Origin of the sequence: Pseudomonas sp. MPC6, from assembly GCF_006094435.1 — a bacterium.
GTDB lineage: Bacteria > Pseudomonadota > Gammaproteobacteria > Pseudomonadales > Pseudomonadaceae > Aquipseudomonas.
Genome location: NZ_CP034783.1, coordinates 3,411,865 through 3,427,208 on the forward strand (window position 1 = coordinate 3,411,865; position 15,344 = coordinate 3,427,208).

The following is a 15,344-nucleotide window of genomic DNA, read 5'->3' on the forward strand; positions in this document are numbered from 1 at the left end:
TCACCTCACGGCAAAAAACCTCCCTTAATGGGCTAGAAGAATCTTGTTTTCCTTGGGCTCGAGCGATTGTTGACAGGCTCGATACTGACCGGGCGTCATGCCGAACCAACGCAGGCAAGCCTTGTGAAAACTGCTGTGATCGTGGAAGCCGAGCAGGTAGGTCACGTGCTGCATATTGAAATGGGAATGGCGCAAGTAGAAGTCGGCCAACTGCTGACGCATGTGGTTCAGGATATTCGTGAACTGCGTGCCTGCCTTCTCCAGTGCCCGTTGCAACGTTCGTTTGCTGATGCTCAGCGCGGCCGCAATCGATTCCATATTACATTGGCGCTGTGTTTGCGCTTGGCTTAGGCGTTCGGCAATCAGCGCACGAATCCTGCACACCACCGTGGAGTCATTTAGCAGGTCAAGCTGACCGTTGGCATAGCTTTCATGGAGCTTGGCCAATGATTCGTTGCCCATGCGCAGCGGACGCAGTAGCTCCTCTCCGTCGAACAGGATGCTGTCATTGGCTGCCCCGAAACGTAGCTCGCAGCCAAACAGCTGCTTATGCTCATGGATGTCTTTAGGTTGGGGATAGCTGAATTCCACACTCAGCGGTCTCAGCGATTTGCTATCACTCAGCCAGCGGTAGACACCTAGCAGGGCTCCGAGGTTGGCATCGGTGTACTGGCGGGGTTTGATCGAGCCGCGTTGATGGTGATCGAACGTGGCCAGGCGGTAATCCTGTTGTTCCTGGACAAACAACATGGTGAAACCTGTGCCGATCAATGGGCTGAAATGAGCCAATCGTTCGAATGCACTTTTCAGGTTGGAACTGGACATCATGGTATAGCCAACGATCTGAAACATGCCGGGATGGAAGTGCTCGGCCAATTTCAGACCGATGTCTGGATCGCCGGACGCCTGAGCCGCCAGATCCAACAGACGGTAGATAGTGCTTCGTTCGCAGAAGGATCCCGGTAGAGCTGCGAGCTTCCCATCAAGCCCAGACTCCTGGCACAGAAGGTCGACATCCAATCCTTGCGCCGACAGCATTTTCATCAGCACGCAGGCATAGCCTGCACTCATTTTATACATAACGATTCATCTCCCTGTTGAATCAGACATCCATGACTATTAAAGGCGTCCTTAATTTATCGGAAATGCTGGGTGTGCCGGGGAAGCTGGTGTTTCGTCATCAGCGATCGCAGGTGCTCGATGGCATCATCATATTTAAGATCGGCATGCCGTCGTTTTTCCTGGTACTGGCTGAAAGCGATCGTGTCCAGGTAGGGCCGATCAAGAATATCAAGCGCGGCGCAGCGCAAGCTTTGAGCTTCGCTGAAAAGCTGGTTGTTACGTTCAAGAGCCTGGTTGAGACAGGCTAGGGGTCGATGAGACTTTCGTGTGTCGTTCATTGCAAAACCCTTTTGATCGATCTGTTTTTATTTTTTTAGCTCAACCTGCTATGTCGCGTTCGCAGGCCAGCTCGGGTTAGTAACGTCACCGCATAATTACTTCAAGGCGATGCCATCCGGCAATTCTTCCCATGGCGATGTCCTTGGGCTGATCGGCTCCAACAAGACCCCAGATGGCAGAGATTCGTTAGCTCAGTGCACCGGTAGCTTCGCTCTTTGCAAGAGCACTGCGACAGGGCCTCATGTTCTTCCATCATCAATCGTAGCTGAAAATACGCTGCTGGCAGGCCGTCAAACGCACTCGTGGGTGATCGTCCTGACGATGATGACCCATCTATGTGAATTTTTTGTGTAACGACGAAGTGGGCAAGCGATGCTGCTCAGTGAATCACACCTCATAGGGATATGAATCAGATATGAGGCAGACGGCCAACTAAGCTGAGCAGGCCATTACCAAGCTCCACTGCGAGCGAAATCAGATGAGTTCAATGACGTCCCGATCTGTCCTGCTGGGCCTCTAGCTCCGCGCTTAGCATTTGAGTCCGGGTATGTTCGTGCTTCTGGACAAGGGAGAGATACTCGTCGACGTCTTCCTGCGTCCGATGCTCCTGCCCCAAGAGCGACTCGCTCAAACAGTTGAATCGCATAGATTCCTCGAGCGTCAGGCCAGCAAAGACTTCGTTGCCCTGTTGGTCTTCACTGAGGGCTCGTATTTTCCTGAGGTACGCGCGCTGCATGTCCGTGAGCACAAGCATTTGGATCTCCTGTCAATTGCCACTGCGGAGCTGTGCCGCAATGCGCAGAGTTGATCACCCGATCATTTTGAGGGCCTTTTGTATGGGGTCAGCCGCGCTTGAAAGTTCCACCCAGATTTCACCCGTGAAGAGGCACCTATCCGAACGGGATTTGCTTCGGCGAATGGCTTGTTTCTATCTGCCTCTGTCGGGCATCCACGCACAATCGTAGACAACTATTGGAAACTTCACTGAACGTAGGGGGGGAGGTGATGCGCAGGTACTAGATAGAAAAACGACGCATCTACCTTTTTAAGATGCTGCCTGCCTTTGAAGGGCGCTCGTGCTTCTCATTGGAAACCACGGAAGATTGCTTGCTGTGGTGGCCAATAGCCGCTAATAGTGATGGAGGCTTGGAGAGGGCGTCTCATTGATTGCGAGATTTGTTGTTGTTCCTGCGATCCCAACAGAAACTGGCTGGATGCGTAACGGGTCGCGTTACTACTGCCAGACAGCACCTATAGGCTTCAACCTCTATGACAATGACGGAAAGCTTCGGCTTAAGCCAACCTATCAGACCCGAGAGGAAGCTCAGCGTGAGTGCCAGCGGGTTAACCTGGAGCGGTTACAAAGCGTCCTGTCAGAGTGAGGATCCATTCCGATCCTCTAGACGTTGACCAATGCCAGGCGGTTACTCGACGTTAGGCATTCTGGCCCCCAGCAGATCAGCGGGGTCAAGCGGTGCCGTAACGTACGCTCCTCTCCCGTGGATGCTCGGCGTTCAATAGCGAGCAAACCGCCTCTGCATCAGCCCTGACTTCGAATACGCCATGCTTGCTAGCCGAGCCTCCTTCCACGAGATCTACGACCCTGTATTGCTTACTGCCATCGTCCAGTCTGGTGGTCTTGATGACCTTGAATCGTGGCTGCATGGAGGCGTTCCCTGCTAAAGAATGGTGCTCTACAAGTACCGGCATGACTCCATGATTTCAACCGCTGTGCAGGACTGAGCTGAGACAATTTATGACAGCGCATGATGCTTTGCCCTTGGGAGGGACGGTGCCTCATATACGTTCGTACGGATCAAGGCGGCTCGTCTTGATTTCTTTAAGTGCTAGATATGTTTCTTTGTCAAAGCCCAATATTCCTCGATTACAGATGCTTTGAAAGCCGTTACCGGCGCATATTTTTCCAGTGCATAGGCCACGAACGCTTTGGCGATGTGCATGAGATGAGGATTTAGGTGAAGCGCGGCCCAATCGATTTTCATAGCCTTTCCACCGTCGTACCACGTCCAGACGCTCAATCGGGTATCGACGTATCGTGGCTGGTCATTAGTTCGAGTTCGAATAGCAACCTGAGCCGGGCCCTCGAATACGTAAGCCGGTGAAGAGGAGGAGGGTGAAGCCTGTTCTTGATCGGCTGATTTGGTCACGATGAACCTCCTTAACTGTCAAGTCGGCTCCAGGCTGCCGAGGCGCGCTCGGCGTTATGGCGGTTGGCTGACTCGGCTAGATAACGACTTGCATAACGGCGTGGCATCGCCGAAGTATCAGACCAGCCGCAGACTCGTCGGAGTTCGTCCGTGGCGCGCTCGAGGTCATGTCCACGCTTCTCGACCAGGTAAGCCAAAAACCGGTCGGCAAAGGTGTGGCGAAAGTCATACGCGGAAAGTGTAGGCAACAAACCCGGGTGAGCCAGTTCAATGGTCAGAAACAGCCGATCAAGGACGTTAGACAATGCGCGAATCGACAGCGGGCGGCCTCGGTCAGAGATGAACAGATAGCGGTACAGCAATTTCATCGGTTTGCCGTCACGCAGAGGGCGCCGTTCGCCCTGGATATAGTGCTCGTAGACCTCATACAACTGTGCGGAGATACCTACTGTCCGTCCGTGGGTTTTCAGCGCAGGCTCTTCAGCGCGCGGGTCACCTGGATCATGTTCGCGATCATTGATGCTGACATAGGCATGCTGAGATCCCTGATTGATATCCGTGGTGTAGAGCTTCAGAAGCTCTCCGCGACGGATACCGGTCTCCAGCAGCAATTCAATCATTAGCCAATTGCGTAACTGCAATCGTTCCGGAAACGGATTCTCCGCAGCGCCCGGGCGAATCAGTGTGCGAATGATCGTATCTGTCAGACTGCGGTAACGAGCGTGGTCGGGACGTACATTGATGATATGACGCTCAAAGCGTCGTTAAAATGACGTCGGCGACATCTGCAAATACCCCCTCGATGTTAGCCAGGTTGGTTGAGTGTTGACGATCGCGCGGGGATCGCGCGCAGGTGCGCTGCGGCAGTGTCGTATGCGAGGTGTCTGAGTTTGAGTTGTTCGTAGATGAACGGAACGAGTATGGGCAACGTCTCAGCTGCACACGCAGACCTGAAGAGAAACGGCTCTGAATCAGTTTCATCGGCAGCCACATCATTGATTGACTTGCCATGAACTCGAAGGACATGGCCCGTTGAGAGAGTGGACGTCAGAAACGGATTTGTTGATTCAGTGGCTTAGGCAGCTTATGAGCGTCTATGACTAGTACATGATTTAACATAATATACATTACACGTAATGCTGTATTTCAGGATCAGCCCGGTTGCACGCACATTTCGAGGAGATGATTCACCCTCAACCCTCAACCCTCAACCCTCAACCCTCAACCTTCAACCTTCAATCACTCAATCACGTGCCAGCTTCTCGAACACCATCAAATGCTCCGGAAACTGTTCGCCAAGCTTGCGCCGACTACCCATCTCCATATCCGCATAATCAAACCCTGGTGAAACCGCTTCACTGATCAATCCGTATCCCGTCGGCCCATCCAGCAGCTGCGAAGCTTTCCAGATTCCGCCAGGCACGTGCAGCTGCAGACATTCGCCTGCGATAATGTCGCTGCCCATCACCACAGTTTTCAACGTGCCGTCCGGATAGATCAGGCTGTACTGAATCGCGTCGCCCAGATGGTAGAAATGCACGATGTCGGACCGGTTCAGATGAAAGTGTCCGATCGGCGCATCGCGGGTCAGCAGATAATAGATGGAGCTCATCAAATAACGTTGACCGGCAGCAGTCTCGAGTATCGAATGATCGGTCTGGAAGGTTCTGCGGTAGAATCCACCTTCCATGTGGAGCTCCAGGTTGAGTGCGGCGACCACGGCTTGAGCGTTGGGGTTTTGGTTGTCGCGTCTGTTTTGCGCCATGGGACAAGCCGCCTCTCAGTGATCAGAAATATAACCAGTAATTATAATTAAACTAAACATCTATTTAGTTGAGTTATATATCCACCCATTTATTCCCCTGTACCAGATTCAACTCCCCTACCCAATCCGAGCACTCGTTTCACGTTGAATGTAGTGCATCGACTGACTGATCCAGGCCCCGGAACTTCTACTTACGCATACGCGCACTACTCACCGCGGCGCGCGCCATCTGCAATTCTTCGCCTTGCAACCACTGGGCGTAATAGTCTTTCAGCTCCTCCTCCCAGCCAATCACTTCATCCAGCAAGTGCTCGGCGTGTTCGCGGGTCAGCGCAAAGTGGCTGTGATGACTGAGCATATTGCCCCGGCTGATTTGATTGCCATCCCGGCCCACTGCCATGGCCAGGGTCTGGGCCGGACCTTCATCGACAATCGGCAGCACGTCGTACATCGGCGACAGGCGCCACTGCCCTGCGAGCCAGATGATCGAGTGGTTGCGCGGGTGGTCGTCGCTGTTGCCCGCCAAGGCGTTGTAGCACATGCGTTTGAACAGCTCTTGCAGGTCCACGTCCGGCACTCCGCGCCGGCGCATCTCATCGGCGACCGCCGCGTAGCGCCAGTCACGGTGGTATTGCTCGTTCCATTCCGCATCGAGCAAGGTCAGTGCGCTGAGCATCGGGATGCGCCTGGCGCCTTCGGCCAAGGGTGTGCGGTCGAAGCGTTCGATCAATAACGTCGAGGGCGTTTCGGCATGCAAGGCGGTCTTGGCCACGTTCATCCCCTTGGAGGCGGCGAAGGTCATGCAGGCATATTCGATGGCCGGGAAATCATACTGGTCGAATCGGTCTCGGGGCTTGGCCAGAATCAGCATCCCGTGGTCCTGCAATGTTCGCTTTGGTCGCGCACCGCCTAGCGAAGAGCGTTGCTGGCGGATGTTCAGCATCGCGACAGACTGTTCATCCAGTTGGCCGTCATAGACCGCTTCGCAGGCTTCGATGAATTTGGCCAAACCTTTTAAAGTCGGGACCGAACTGTCTCCCAGGCCATGGGCAGGAGCAGTGGCAGTCCCTGCCATGAGATTGCCGACGCGGTCGTTGTTCGGCGACTTGAGCAAGAATTCGATGGGTGCCAGCACCTGGCCGAAGGCGCGTTGGAGCAGGCGCTCTCCCCAACCGTCCGGCATGGCGTCGTTGATAAAGCCCGGTATGCCTCGGTTCTTGGCAATGCCGGTATAGGCTTCTGCGCGTAACGGATAGTTGATCGGGTCGGGCACCCAGTTGCCACGCTCTACATAGTCAGGCGCATAAATGAATTCGCCGAACCGCCCCTGCAAGGTCAGTCTGCCAAGGGTCAGGATCTCTCCGCTGTCCGGGTGCTCCATGTAGATATAGGCACGGGACATCAGAAGTCCTCCGCTTTGGATTTGCGCAACCGCACCCGTTTGGAGGCAATGCTCTGGTGCGCGTCCTCATCAGTGACATACCGGGTGATCTGCGAGGTGGTTTCGATCCCGTCCAATGAGGCGAAAATCGACTCGTTGAGCCCAAGGCGCCACAGGACCAGCATAAAAGATCGCAGGTCGACGGATTCCGAGCCGTTCTCGATTTTGCGCAGCGTGTGCTCGGAGATGCCGAGCGTCGACTTGAAATCCGCTTGGCGCATGCCCGACGTCAAGCGCCTGGCTTTGACCAGAAGCCCGATTTTGCTGAGGGTGTCGGCACAGGCAACCGGGAAAAAGTCTTTCATAATACGCACCATGATGAGCGTTATCCTTCATAAGGTTCACCATAGCACGTATTAAGTTTGAGTCTTAGGTTTTAATAGCGACCGCGGTGAGTATTATTCTGGAAAAGGCTCACCTGGGTGAGCTTTATTTTAGCGGCAGCTTCGCTTGAGCGTCTCACTCGGCAACTCTTGAAACAACGCCCGATAGCTGCTGGAAAACCTGCCCAGATGCCAGAACGACCACTGCATCGCTACTTCGGCCACCGTGGTCTCCATGGGCGAGCGCTTGAGCAGTTCACGGTGTGCGCTGTTGAGCCGGCGCAAGCGTAGCCAATGGGTGGGCGTCATGCCGGTGTAGGCCTTGAACGCCTGTTGCAACTGACGCAGGGAAACCCCGGCCACCTGGGAAAGCTCCAGCAGGTTGAGGGTTTCTTCGGGAACGTCGGCGGCCCATTCACCGATACGCTTCATGACTGCGCGTTCTTCGGCGCGGCGCCGCAGGCCTCCGCGATCGAGGCAGACGCAGGCGTTGTCGAGGATGTACAGGCAGTCCTCCAGCAACTGCTGGGTCAATGCCTCCTTGCTCGGCGGATCGAGTGTCTGTGTCAGCCGGGTCAGGGTCCCGCTCAGCCAGCGGCTGAACAGCGCGTTCTGCCCCGAGTTCAGCGGCGCCATGAACAGCCCTTCGAGCCGGGCAACATTCAGGCCGTGACGCTGAACGAACGCCGGGCCGAACACCACGGCGATTTCCTGGTAGTTCTCCGGGGTGATCCAGATGTTGCGGCTCTCTTCATTCAACACATACAGCGCGTTGTCGCTGCGATCGAAACAGAATGCCAGCGAGCCCTCGGGCGCACTGAAATTCTGCTCGACCCGGGTGTTCATGTGTTCCTCGTAGATCTCCACGCCTTGCAGGTCCAGGTAGCGCACGCGCCCGGCGAAATGCCCCGGGGACATCTGCTGGTAGTGCTGGACCCAACCGGGTGTGGCGCGGATCTGTTCGGCCACGTCGGCGGTGTTGAAGGCTTGGACTTGTAACGGATTGCACGCTGTCATCGGTGACCTTACGCACTCGTTTGGTGCGTTTTGGTGCTGCTGAAAGTGGATAGATGGAACCGCAAGGCTCGCCCAAGATAGTCGTCAACGCGCCACAGGGGAAGTGTGTGGTGGATGAAACCACCCTCCCCGGCGTTTACAAAACCAATAACGAGGTCTTTATGAATGCCCCTTTCGATCAGCTGTTCACTTGGCTGAAAGATCACAAGATTACCGAAGTCGAGTGCGTCGTCAGCGACCTGACCGGCATTGCACGCGGCAAAATCGCACCGACCAACAAGTTCCTGCATGAGCGAGGCATGCGCCTGCCGGAAAGTGTGCTGCTGCAAACGGTAACCGGGGACTTTGTCGACGATGACATCTACTACGACCTGCTCGATCCGGCCGACATCGACATGGTGTGCAAGCCGGTTTCTGACGCGGTTTACGTGATCCCGTGGGCCATCGAGCCGACGGCGATCGTGATCCACGATACGTTCGACAAGTTCGGCAACCCCATCGAACTGTCGCCGCGCAACGTGTTGAAGAAAGTGTTGCAGCTGTACACCGACAAAGGCTGGAAGCCGATCGTCGCGCCGGAAATGGAGTTCTACCTGACCCAGCGCTGCGAAGACCCGGACTTGCCGCTCAAGGCGCCGCTGGGCCGTTCGGGGCGTGCGGAAAGTGGCCGGCAGTCGTTTTCCATCGACGCCGCCAACGAATTCGATCCGCTGTTCGAAGACGTCTACGACTGGTGCGAACTGCAGGGCCTGGACCTCGACACCTTGATCCACGAAGACGGCCCGGCGCAGATGGAAATCAACTTCCGTCATGGCGACGCACTGGATCTGGCGGATCAGATCACCGTGTTCAAACGCACAATGCGTGAGGCAGCGCTCAAGCACAATGTAGCGGCGACCTTCATGGCCAAGCCGATCGGCGACGAGCCCGGCAGCGCCATGCACATCCACCAGAGCGTGGTCGATATCGCCAGCGGGCAACCGATCTTTGCCAATGCCGACGGCAGCATGAGCGAGCTGTTCCTGCGCCATATCGGCGGTCTGCAGAAGTACATCCCTAAAGTGCTGCCGATGTTCGCGCCCAACGTGAACTCCTTCCGCCGGTTCCTGCCGGACACTTCGGCCCCGGTCAACGTCGAATGGGGCGAAGAAAACCGCACCGTCGGCCTGCGCGTACCGACCTCCACGCCGGATTCGATGCGGGTGGAGAACCGCTTGCCGGGCGCCGATGCCAACCCTTATCTGGCGATTGCGGCGAGTTTGTTGTGCGGGTACCTCGGCATGGTCGAAGGCATTGAACCCAGCGCTGCGGTCCAGGGCCGTGCCTACGAACGGCGCAATCTGCGCCTGCCGATCACCATCGAAGACGCCCTGACGCAGATGGAGGAATGCGCAACCATCGGGCGCTACCTGGGCAGCAAGTTTGTACGTGGGTATGTCGCGGTCAAGCGCGCCGAGCACGAGAACTTCAAGCGGGTGATCAGTTCCTGGGAACGGGAATTTCTGATGCTCAGCGTCTGAGACCTCGCTCCCTGGAACCATACCCCTCCCTGTGGGAGCGGGCTTGCTCGCGAAGGGGGCGTAACGTTCAACATCATCGTTGACGGTTATACCGCTTTCGCGAGCAAGCCCGCTCCCACAGGGGAATGCCAACGCCTGAAAAATCCAATAACTCCAAGAGGTGTCGATATATGCGTCTATTGAAATCCGTGGTCCCGGTCGCGCTGGCGATGATGTTCAGCGCGGTGGCTCATGCCCAGCCCAGCGTCAGCGTCTACAACTGGACCGATTACATCGGCGAGACCACCCTCGCCGACTTCCAGGCCAACACCGGGATCAAGGTGATCTACGACGTATTCGATTCCAACGAAACCCTGGAGGGCAAACTGCTCGCCGGTCGCACCGGGTATGACGTGGTGGTGCCGTCCAACCACTTCCTCGCCCGCCAGGTGAAGGCCGGTGCCTTCCTCAAGCTGGATCGCTCGCAGTTGCCCAACTTCAAGAATCTCGACCCGAAACTGTTGACGTTGCTGGAGCAGAACGACCCGGGCAACGAGCATTCGGTGCCCTATCTGTGGGGCACCAACGGGATCGGCTACAACGTCGACAAGGTCAAGCAGGTGCTGGGCATTGACCGTATCGACTCCTGGGCGGTGTTTTTCGAACCGGAAAACCTGAAGAAGCTCAGCCAGTGCGGCGTGTCGATGATGGACTCGGCGGATGAAGTATTCCCCGCGGTCCTCAATTACATGGGCATGGACCCACGTAGCGAAAAGCCTGAGGATTACAAAAAGGCTGAAGCCAAGCTGCTGACCATTCGCCCTTACATCACCTATTTCCATTCCTCCAAGTACGTGTCGGACCTGGCCAACGGCGATATTTGCGTGGCCTTCGGTTACTCGGGCGACGTGTTCCAGGCCGCCAACCGGGCCAAGGAAGCCAAGAACGGCGTGAACATCGCTTACGCGATCCCCAAGGAGGGCAGCAACCTGTGGTTCGACTTGCTGGCGATTCCGGCCGATGCCGGCAACCAGAAAGAAGCCCATGCGTTCATCAACAACCTGCTCGACCCAAAAGTGATCGCCAACGTCAGCGCTTCGGTCGGTTACGCCAACCCGAACCCGGCTTCCCAGCCGTACATGGACGCCGAACTGGTGAATAATCCAGAGGTGTATCCGCCTCAGGCCGTCCTCGACAAGCTCTACATCTCGACCACCCCGCCCCAGCCGATCATGCGCCTGATGACCCGCTCCTGGAGCAAAGTGAAGTCCAGCCAATGAACAACCAACACGCGCAGTCCTATTACGCGGCGACCGCGAACAGCCTGGCGCCCTACCCCACGCTGGACCAGGATCTGGTCGCCGATGTGTGCGTGATCGGCGGCGGGTTCACCGGGGTCAACACGGCCATCGAACTGGCGCAGCGCGGGCTCTCGGTGATTGTGCTGGAAGCCCGGCGGATCGGCTGGGGCGCCAGCGGGCGCAACGGCGGTCAGTTGATCCGCGGGGTCGGCCATGACGTCAGCGGGTTTGCCCGGCATGTCGGTGCAGAAGGCGTGCGTTACCTCGAGCGCGCCGGGATCGAGTCGGTGGAACTGGTGGGTAACCGCATCCGCGAACACAAGATTGACTGCGACTTGCGCTGGGGCTTCTGTGAACTGGCCAATACCAAGGCGCAGTTCGCCGCGTTCAAGGCAGAGCAACAAAGCCTGGCAGAGTCGGGATACGCCCATCAGACCCGCCTCGTGGGGCCGGAGCAGATCCGTCAGCAAGTGGTGGACTCCGGGGTGTACGCCGGCGGTCTGGTGGACATGGGCTCGGGGCACTTGCACCCGCTCAACCTGGTCCTCGGTGAAGCGCGACTGGCGCACAGCCTCGGCGTGCAGATCTTCGAGCAAAGCCCGGTGCTGGCGTTGATTCATGGCAGCACCGTGCAGGTGCGCTGTGCCGCTGGCACGGTACGCGCCGGCACGCTGGTGCTGGCGTGCAATGCGCACCTGGAAGAGCTGGAACCGAAACTCAGTGGCAAAGTGCTGCCGGCGGGCAGCTACATCATCGCCACCGAGCCTTTGGCTCCCGAGGTTGCAGCGCGGTTGATCCCGCAGAACCTGGCGCTGTGCGACCAGAAAGTCGGCCTGGATTATTACCGGCTCTCGGCGGACCGACGCCTGCTGTTTGGTGGGGCCTGCCATTATTCCGGGCGCGATCCGGTAGACATCGCGGCCTATATGCGTCCACAAATGCTCAAGGTGTTCCCGCAACTGTCGGACGTGCGCATCGACTATCAATGGGGCGGCAAGATTGGCATCACCGCCAACCGCTTCCCCCAGGTCGGGCGTTTGCGCCAGCATCCGAACGTGTTTTACGCCCAGGGTTACTCGGGCCATGGCCTGAACGTGACCCACTGGTGCGCCAGGCTGTTGGCCGAAGCGATCCATGCCGGACACAGCCAGGGGTTCGACGTGTTCAGCGCGGTGCCGCACATGACCTTCCCTGGCGGGCCGATGCTGCGCTCGCCGCTGCTGGCCCTCGGGATGTTCTGGTATCGCCTGCGCGAATTGCTTGGCTGACATTCGAATGAACACCGCATTCCTCCTGTAGGAGCCGGCTTGCTGGCGAAGGCGTTTTCAAGGGCGGTGCAGGGCCCCAGGCCGCCTTCGCTGGCAAGCCGGCTCCTACAGGGATTATCGGCGGCTTGATTATCTTCGTTACGGCATCACGCCCCCAACGCCTCGTTCAACCTTTCGATTTGCTCAATCGCAAGGCACTTCTATATTGAGGGGGTGCTCTGAATTTCCTGTCTCCTGGCGAGTGCGGCCTATGGCTACGACTGACCACCTGATCATCTGCGAGCACTGCGACTGCGTGTATGAAAAAGTCACGCTCGCCAAACATCAGAAAACCCTGTGCATGCGCTGCGGCGGCGTGCTTCAGCGCTATAACGGTCTGTCGGTGGAACAGCGCCTGGCGTTGACCTTCACGGCGGCTGTCCTGTGGACGTTCGCCAATTTCTATCCGGTCATGAGCATCAGTCTCAAAGGCCTGAAAAACAGCGCGACGCTCTGGGATTCGGTGCTGGCCCTCAGCCAGGGCCCGATCACCTTCATTGCGTTGGTGGCGGCGGTTTCGATGATCATCGCGCCGGTGTTCCAGCTGTTGTTGCTGATCTGGGTCCTGAGTTACGCCCTTGCGAACCAGCGCTCGCCCGGTTTCCGGTTCTGCATGCGCTGGCTGGAAACCCTGCGGCCCTGGAGCATGCTCGAAGTCTGCCTGTTGGGGGCCATGGTCGCGGTGTTCAAACTCGCCGGACTGCTCGATGTGTTGCCCGGTATCGGTCTGTTCGCCCTGGCGGTGCTCAGCTTGATGATGATCCGCATTGCCGGACGCGATATCCGCGAACTGTGGGACATCTTATGACTACGCCACCGCTCGCCAGCGAACTCGACCTGTGCCTGTGCCACAGCTGCGGCCTGGCCTGTGACATCACCCATGACCCCCATGAATGCGAACGCTGCGGCGCCCCGCTGCACCGGCGCAAGACCGACTCGCTGACCCGGACCTGGGCGTTCCTGCTGGCGTCGCTGATATTTTATGTGCCGGCCAACCTGCTGCCGGTGATGAACACCACCATGCTCGGTTCCGGTTCCGAGAGCACCATCATGGGCGGCGTGCTGGAGTTCTGGCAGCACGGCGCCTGGGACATCGCCCTGATTATCTTCATCGCCAGCATCGCGGTGCCCGGCGTCAAGTTCGTCGCCCTGACGATGCTGCTGGTGACGGTCCAGCGCGGGAGTTCCTGGGCGCTCAAGGAACGCTCGAAGCTGTACCGATTCGTCGAACTCATCGGCTACTGGTCGATGCTCGACGTGATTGTCGTCGCCCTCGTGGCGGCGCTGGTGAAGTTCCAGGCGCTGGGCGATATCGAGCCGCGCCAGGGCATTTTGTTCTTTGGCCTGGTGGTCGTGTTCACCATGCTGTCGGCGATGAGTTTCGACCCGCGCCTGATCTGGGACAAGCAGGATAAAGCACGCAACAACCCACCCAACGAGGAGGTCATGGATGAAGTCGCAAGCCACTGACGGGCCGCAAGCCCCCGGCCCGGCCCCGGTCAAGACCCGCCGATTCAGCATCTCGCTGGTGTGGATCGTGCCGATCGTCGCCGTGCTGGTGGGGATTTCGCTGGTGGTGCACTCGGTCATGCAGGAAGGGCCGACCATCACCGTTACGTTCAAGACCGGCAGCGGCCTGACGGCCAACAAGACCGAGGTCAAATACCGCAATGTGGTGATCGGCGTGGTGTCCGACGTCGAATTGAGTGCCGATCAGAAGAGTGTCAACGCCACCGTCAAACTGTCCAAGCAGGCAGAAAGTTTCACCCGCCAGGATTCGCAGTTCTGGGTGGTGCGTCCGCGTATCGGTGCCGGTGGGGTTTCGGGTATCGACACCTTGCTGTCCGGGGACTACATCGGCGCCGATATCGGCCAGTCCAACTCCCGTGCGAAGAATTTCACGGGGCTGGAAAACCCGCCGCCCATCACCTATGGCGAACCGGGCAAGCGCTTCATGCTCAATACCCAGGACCTCGGTTCGCTGGACATCGGCTCGCCGGTCTACTACCGCAAGATTCCGGTCGGCCAGGTGGTGGCCTATGCCCTGAACGCCGACGGCAAAGGGGTGAATATCGAAGTGTTCATCCACGCGCCCAACGATGCCTACGTCACCGAGAACACCCGGTTCTGGAATGCCAGCGGGATCGACGTCAGCGTTGGCGCCAACGGCGTTGCGGTGAAGACCGAGTCGCTATCGTCCTTGCTGGTAGGCGGCATTGCCTTCCGCGCCCCGGAATACAGCCCCAACGATCAGCCGGCCAGCGAGGATAAAGCCTTCGACCTGTTCGACGACCAGCAAACCGCCCTTGCCCCGCCCCACGGCAAGGCGCAGTACCTGAGTTTGCGTTTCGACCAGGCCTTGCGTGGGCTCAAAGTCGATGCGCCAGTGGAGTTTCTCGGCGTCGAGTTCGGTAAAGTGGTGTCGATCAACCTGGATTACGATGCGAAAAAGCGCAGTTTTCCGGTCAATGTCGGCATTCTCATCTACCCGCAACGCCTCGGCACGGCCCACTCCAAAATGCTCAAGGCCTTGAATCATGATCCCAATGATGAAGCCGCCGGCGTGCGGTTGATGGGCAGCTTTATCGAGAACGGTCTGCGGGCCCAGGCCCGCAGTGGCAATCTGTTGACCGGCCAGCTGTACATCGCGCTCGATTTTTACCCCAAGGCGGAGAAGGTCGTGTTCGATCCGAGTGCCCGTCCCGTCATCATTCCAACGATTCCCGGTAGCCTCGAGCAATTACAGGAAAAACTCGAAGGAATGGTCAACAAGATCAACCAGCTGCCGATCGAGCGCATCGCCGGCAACCTCGACAGCAACCTCGTCGAACTGCGCAAAGGCCTGGTCCAATTCAATGCCAGGACCCTGCCCGGCGTGCAAACCACCCTGGCGGACGTCAGCAAAACCCTGCAATCGGCGAGTTCGACCCTGGCCGAAGATTCACCGCAACGTGAACAACTGACCCAGACCCTGGACGAACTGGGACGCATGTCGCGCTCCTTGCGCGAGCTCTCGGATTACCTGGGCCGACATCCGGAATCGCTGCTGCGCGGGCGCCCCAACAATGCCGCGCCAATGGATCTGCAAGCGCCACCGCGCAATTGAGCACAGGAGCATTACC

General features: G+C 57.8%; 15 protein-coding genes. 8 read left to right on the top strand and 7 right to left on the bottom strand.

All coding sequences use genetic code 11. The features are described 5' to 3' along the window. Window positions 1-24 precede the first annotated feature (24 nt). Complete coding sequence (locus ELQ88_RS17840) at window positions 25-1,080, bottom strand: AraC family transcriptional regulator (RefSeq protein WP_138966702.1); 1,056 nt, start codon at window positions 1,078-1,080, stop codon at window positions 25-27. 32 nt (window positions 1,081-1,112) lie between these two features. Here ELQ88_RS17840 and ELQ88_RS17845 point away from each other — a divergent pair, with 32 nt between their 5' ends. Together ELQ88_RS17845 and ELQ88_RS17850 are read left to right on the top strand one after the other, a co-directional pair. Beyond that, a complete protein-coding gene (locus ELQ88_RS17845; protein ID WP_138966704.1) occupies window positions 1,113-1,370 on the top strand; it encodes a hypothetical protein in 258 nt (85 codons plus the stop codon). A gap of 578 nt (window positions 1,371-1,948) precedes the next feature. Further along, on the top strand, window positions 1,949-2,209 hold the full coding sequence (locus ELQ88_RS17850; RefSeq protein ID WP_138966706.1) for a hypothetical protein: 261 nt from the start codon (window positions 1,949-1,951) through the stop codon (window positions 2,207-2,209). Between the two features lie 1,039 nt (window positions 2,210-3,248). On the opposite strand, the gene ELQ88_RS17865 is transcribed toward ELQ88_RS17850, so the two are convergent. From ELQ88_RS17865 to ELQ88_RS17890, 6 genes are all read right to left on the bottom strand, one after another. Further along, complete coding sequence (locus ELQ88_RS17865) at window positions 3,249-3,569, bottom strand: hypothetical protein (RefSeq protein WP_178084699.1); 321 nt, start codon at window positions 3,567-3,569, stop codon at window positions 3,249-3,251. 11 nt (window positions 3,570-3,580) lie between these two features. Then, window positions 3,581-4,189 (bottom strand): site-specific integrase, encoded by a 609-nt coding sequence (locus tag ELQ88_RS34710; protein WP_228761632.1) that lies wholly within the window; start codon window positions 4,187-4,189, stop codon window positions 3,581-3,583. Window positions 4,190-4,812: 623 nt separating this feature from the next. Continuing rightward, window positions 4,813-5,334 (bottom strand): cupin domain-containing protein, encoded by a 522-nt coding sequence (locus ELQ88_RS17875; protein ID WP_138966711.1) that lies wholly within the window; start codon window positions 5,332-5,334, stop codon window positions 4,813-4,815. Between the two features lie 187 nt (window positions 5,335-5,521). Continuing rightward, window positions 5,522-6,736, bottom strand: coding sequence for a type II toxin-antitoxin system HipA family toxin (locus tag ELQ88_RS17880; protein ID WP_138966713.1), 1,215 nt, complete (start codon window positions 6,734-6,736; stop codon window positions 5,522-5,524). Beyond that, window positions 6,736-7,092 carry a transcriptional regulator gene (locus tag ELQ88_RS17885; protein ID WP_224790929.1) on the bottom strand — a complete coding sequence of 119 codons (357 nt, stop codon included), beginning with the start codon at window positions 7,090-7,092 and terminating at the stop codon, window positions 6,736-6,738. Before ELQ88_RS17885 ends, ELQ88_RS17880 begins: the two co-directional genes overlap by 1 nt. 117 nt (window positions 7,093-7,209) lie before the next feature. Next, complete coding sequence (locus tag ELQ88_RS17890) at window positions 7,210-8,115, bottom strand: helix-turn-helix domain-containing protein (protein ID WP_138966715.1); 906 nt, start codon at window positions 8,113-8,115, stop codon at window positions 7,210-7,212. 161 nt (window positions 8,116-8,276) lie between these two features. Between ELQ88_RS17890 and ELQ88_RS17895 the strand changes: the two genes are divergently transcribed. The 6 genes from ELQ88_RS17895 to ELQ88_RS17920 all read left to right on the top strand — a co-directional run bounded on the left by ELQ88_RS17895 (window position 8,277) and on the right by ELQ88_RS17920 (window position 15,328). Further along, window positions 8,277-9,635, top strand: coding sequence for a glutamine synthetase family protein (locus ELQ88_RS17895; RefSeq protein ID WP_128872360.1), 1,359 nt, complete (start codon window positions 8,277-8,279; stop codon window positions 9,633-9,635). A gap of 170 nt (window positions 9,636-9,805) precedes the next feature. Beyond that, on the top strand, window positions 9,806-10,894 hold the full coding sequence (locus tag ELQ88_RS17900; RefSeq protein ID WP_128872361.1) for a polyamine ABC transporter substrate-binding protein: 1,089 nt from the start codon (window positions 9,806-9,808) through the stop codon (window positions 10,892-10,894). Beyond that, complete coding sequence (locus ELQ88_RS17905) at window positions 10,891-12,183, top strand: FAD-binding oxidoreductase (RefSeq protein ID WP_138966717.1); 1,293 nt, start codon at window positions 10,891-10,893, stop codon at window positions 12,181-12,183. Before ELQ88_RS17900 ends, ELQ88_RS17905 begins: the two co-directional genes overlap by 4 nt. Window positions 12,184-12,433: 250 nt before the next feature. After that, a complete protein-coding gene (locus tag ELQ88_RS17910; protein ID WP_128872362.1) occupies window positions 12,434-13,030 on the top strand; it encodes a paraquat-inducible protein A in 597 nt (198 codons plus the stop codon). Next, window positions 13,027-13,692, top strand: a complete 666-nt coding sequence (locus ELQ88_RS17915) for a paraquat-inducible protein A (RefSeq protein ID WP_128872363.1) — start codon at window positions 13,027-13,029, stop codon at window positions 13,690-13,692. Before ELQ88_RS17910 ends, ELQ88_RS17915 begins: the two co-directional genes overlap by 4 nt. Further along, window positions 13,673-15,328 carry an MlaD family protein gene (locus ELQ88_RS17920; RefSeq protein WP_138966719.1) on the top strand — a complete coding sequence of 552 codons (1,656 nt, stop codon included), beginning with the start codon at window positions 13,673-13,675 and terminating at the stop codon, window positions 15,326-15,328. Before ELQ88_RS17915 ends, ELQ88_RS17920 begins: the two co-directional genes overlap by 20 nt. Window positions 15,329-15,344 lie beyond the last annotated feature (16 nt).

Bases quoted from the DNA above. Each gene is read 5' to 3' on its own strand.
- ELQ88_RS17840 (WP_138966702.1), bottom strand. From the start codon at position 1,080: ATGTATAAAATGAGTGCAGGCTATGCCTGCGTGCTGATGAAAATGCTG.
- ELQ88_RS17845 (WP_138966704.1), top strand. From the start codon at position 1,113: ATGACTATTAAAGGCGTCCTTAATTTATCGGAAATGCTGGGTGTGCCG.
- ELQ88_RS17850 (WP_138966706.1), top strand. From the start codon at position 1,949: ATGTTCGTGCTTCTGGACAAGGGAGAGATACTCGTCGACGTCTTCCTG.
- ELQ88_RS34710 (WP_228761632.1), bottom strand. From the start codon at position 4,189: ATGATTGAATTGCTGCTGGAGACCGGTATCCGTCGCGGAGAGCTTCTG.
- ELQ88_RS17875 (WP_138966711.1), bottom strand. From the start codon at position 5,334: ATGGCGCAAAACAGACGCGACAACCAAAACCCCAACGCTCAAGCCGTG.
- ELQ88_RS17880 (WP_138966713.1), bottom strand. From the start codon at position 6,736: ATGTCCCGTGCCTATATCTACATGGAGCACCCGGACAGCGGAGAGATC.
- ELQ88_RS17885 (WP_224790929.1), bottom strand. From the start codon at position 7,092: ATGGTGCGTATTATGAAAGACTTTTTCCCGGTTGCCTGTGCCGACACC.
- ELQ88_RS17890 (WP_138966715.1), bottom strand. From the start codon at position 8,115: ATGACAGCGTGCAATCCGTTACAAGTCCAAGCCTTCAACACCGCCGAC.
- ELQ88_RS17895 (WP_128872360.1), top strand. From the start codon at position 8,277: ATGAATGCCCCTTTCGATCAGCTGTTCACTTGGCTGAAAGATCACAAG.
- ELQ88_RS17900 (WP_128872361.1), top strand. From the start codon at position 9,806: ATGCGTCTATTGAAATCCGTGGTCCCGGTCGCGCTGGCGATGATGTTC.
- ELQ88_RS17905 (WP_138966717.1), top strand. From the start codon at position 10,891: ATGAACAACCAACACGCGCAGTCCTATTACGCGGCGACCGCGAACAGC.
- ELQ88_RS17910 (WP_128872362.1), top strand. From the start codon at position 12,434: ATGGCTACGACTGACCACCTGATCATCTGCGAGCACTGCGACTGCGTG.
- ELQ88_RS17915 (WP_128872363.1), top strand. From the start codon at position 13,027: ATGACTACGCCACCGCTCGCCAGCGAACTCGACCTGTGCCTGTGCCAC.
- ELQ88_RS17920 (WP_138966719.1), top strand. From the start codon at position 13,673: ATGAAGTCGCAAGCCACTGACGGGCCGCAAGCCCCCGGCCCGGCCCCG.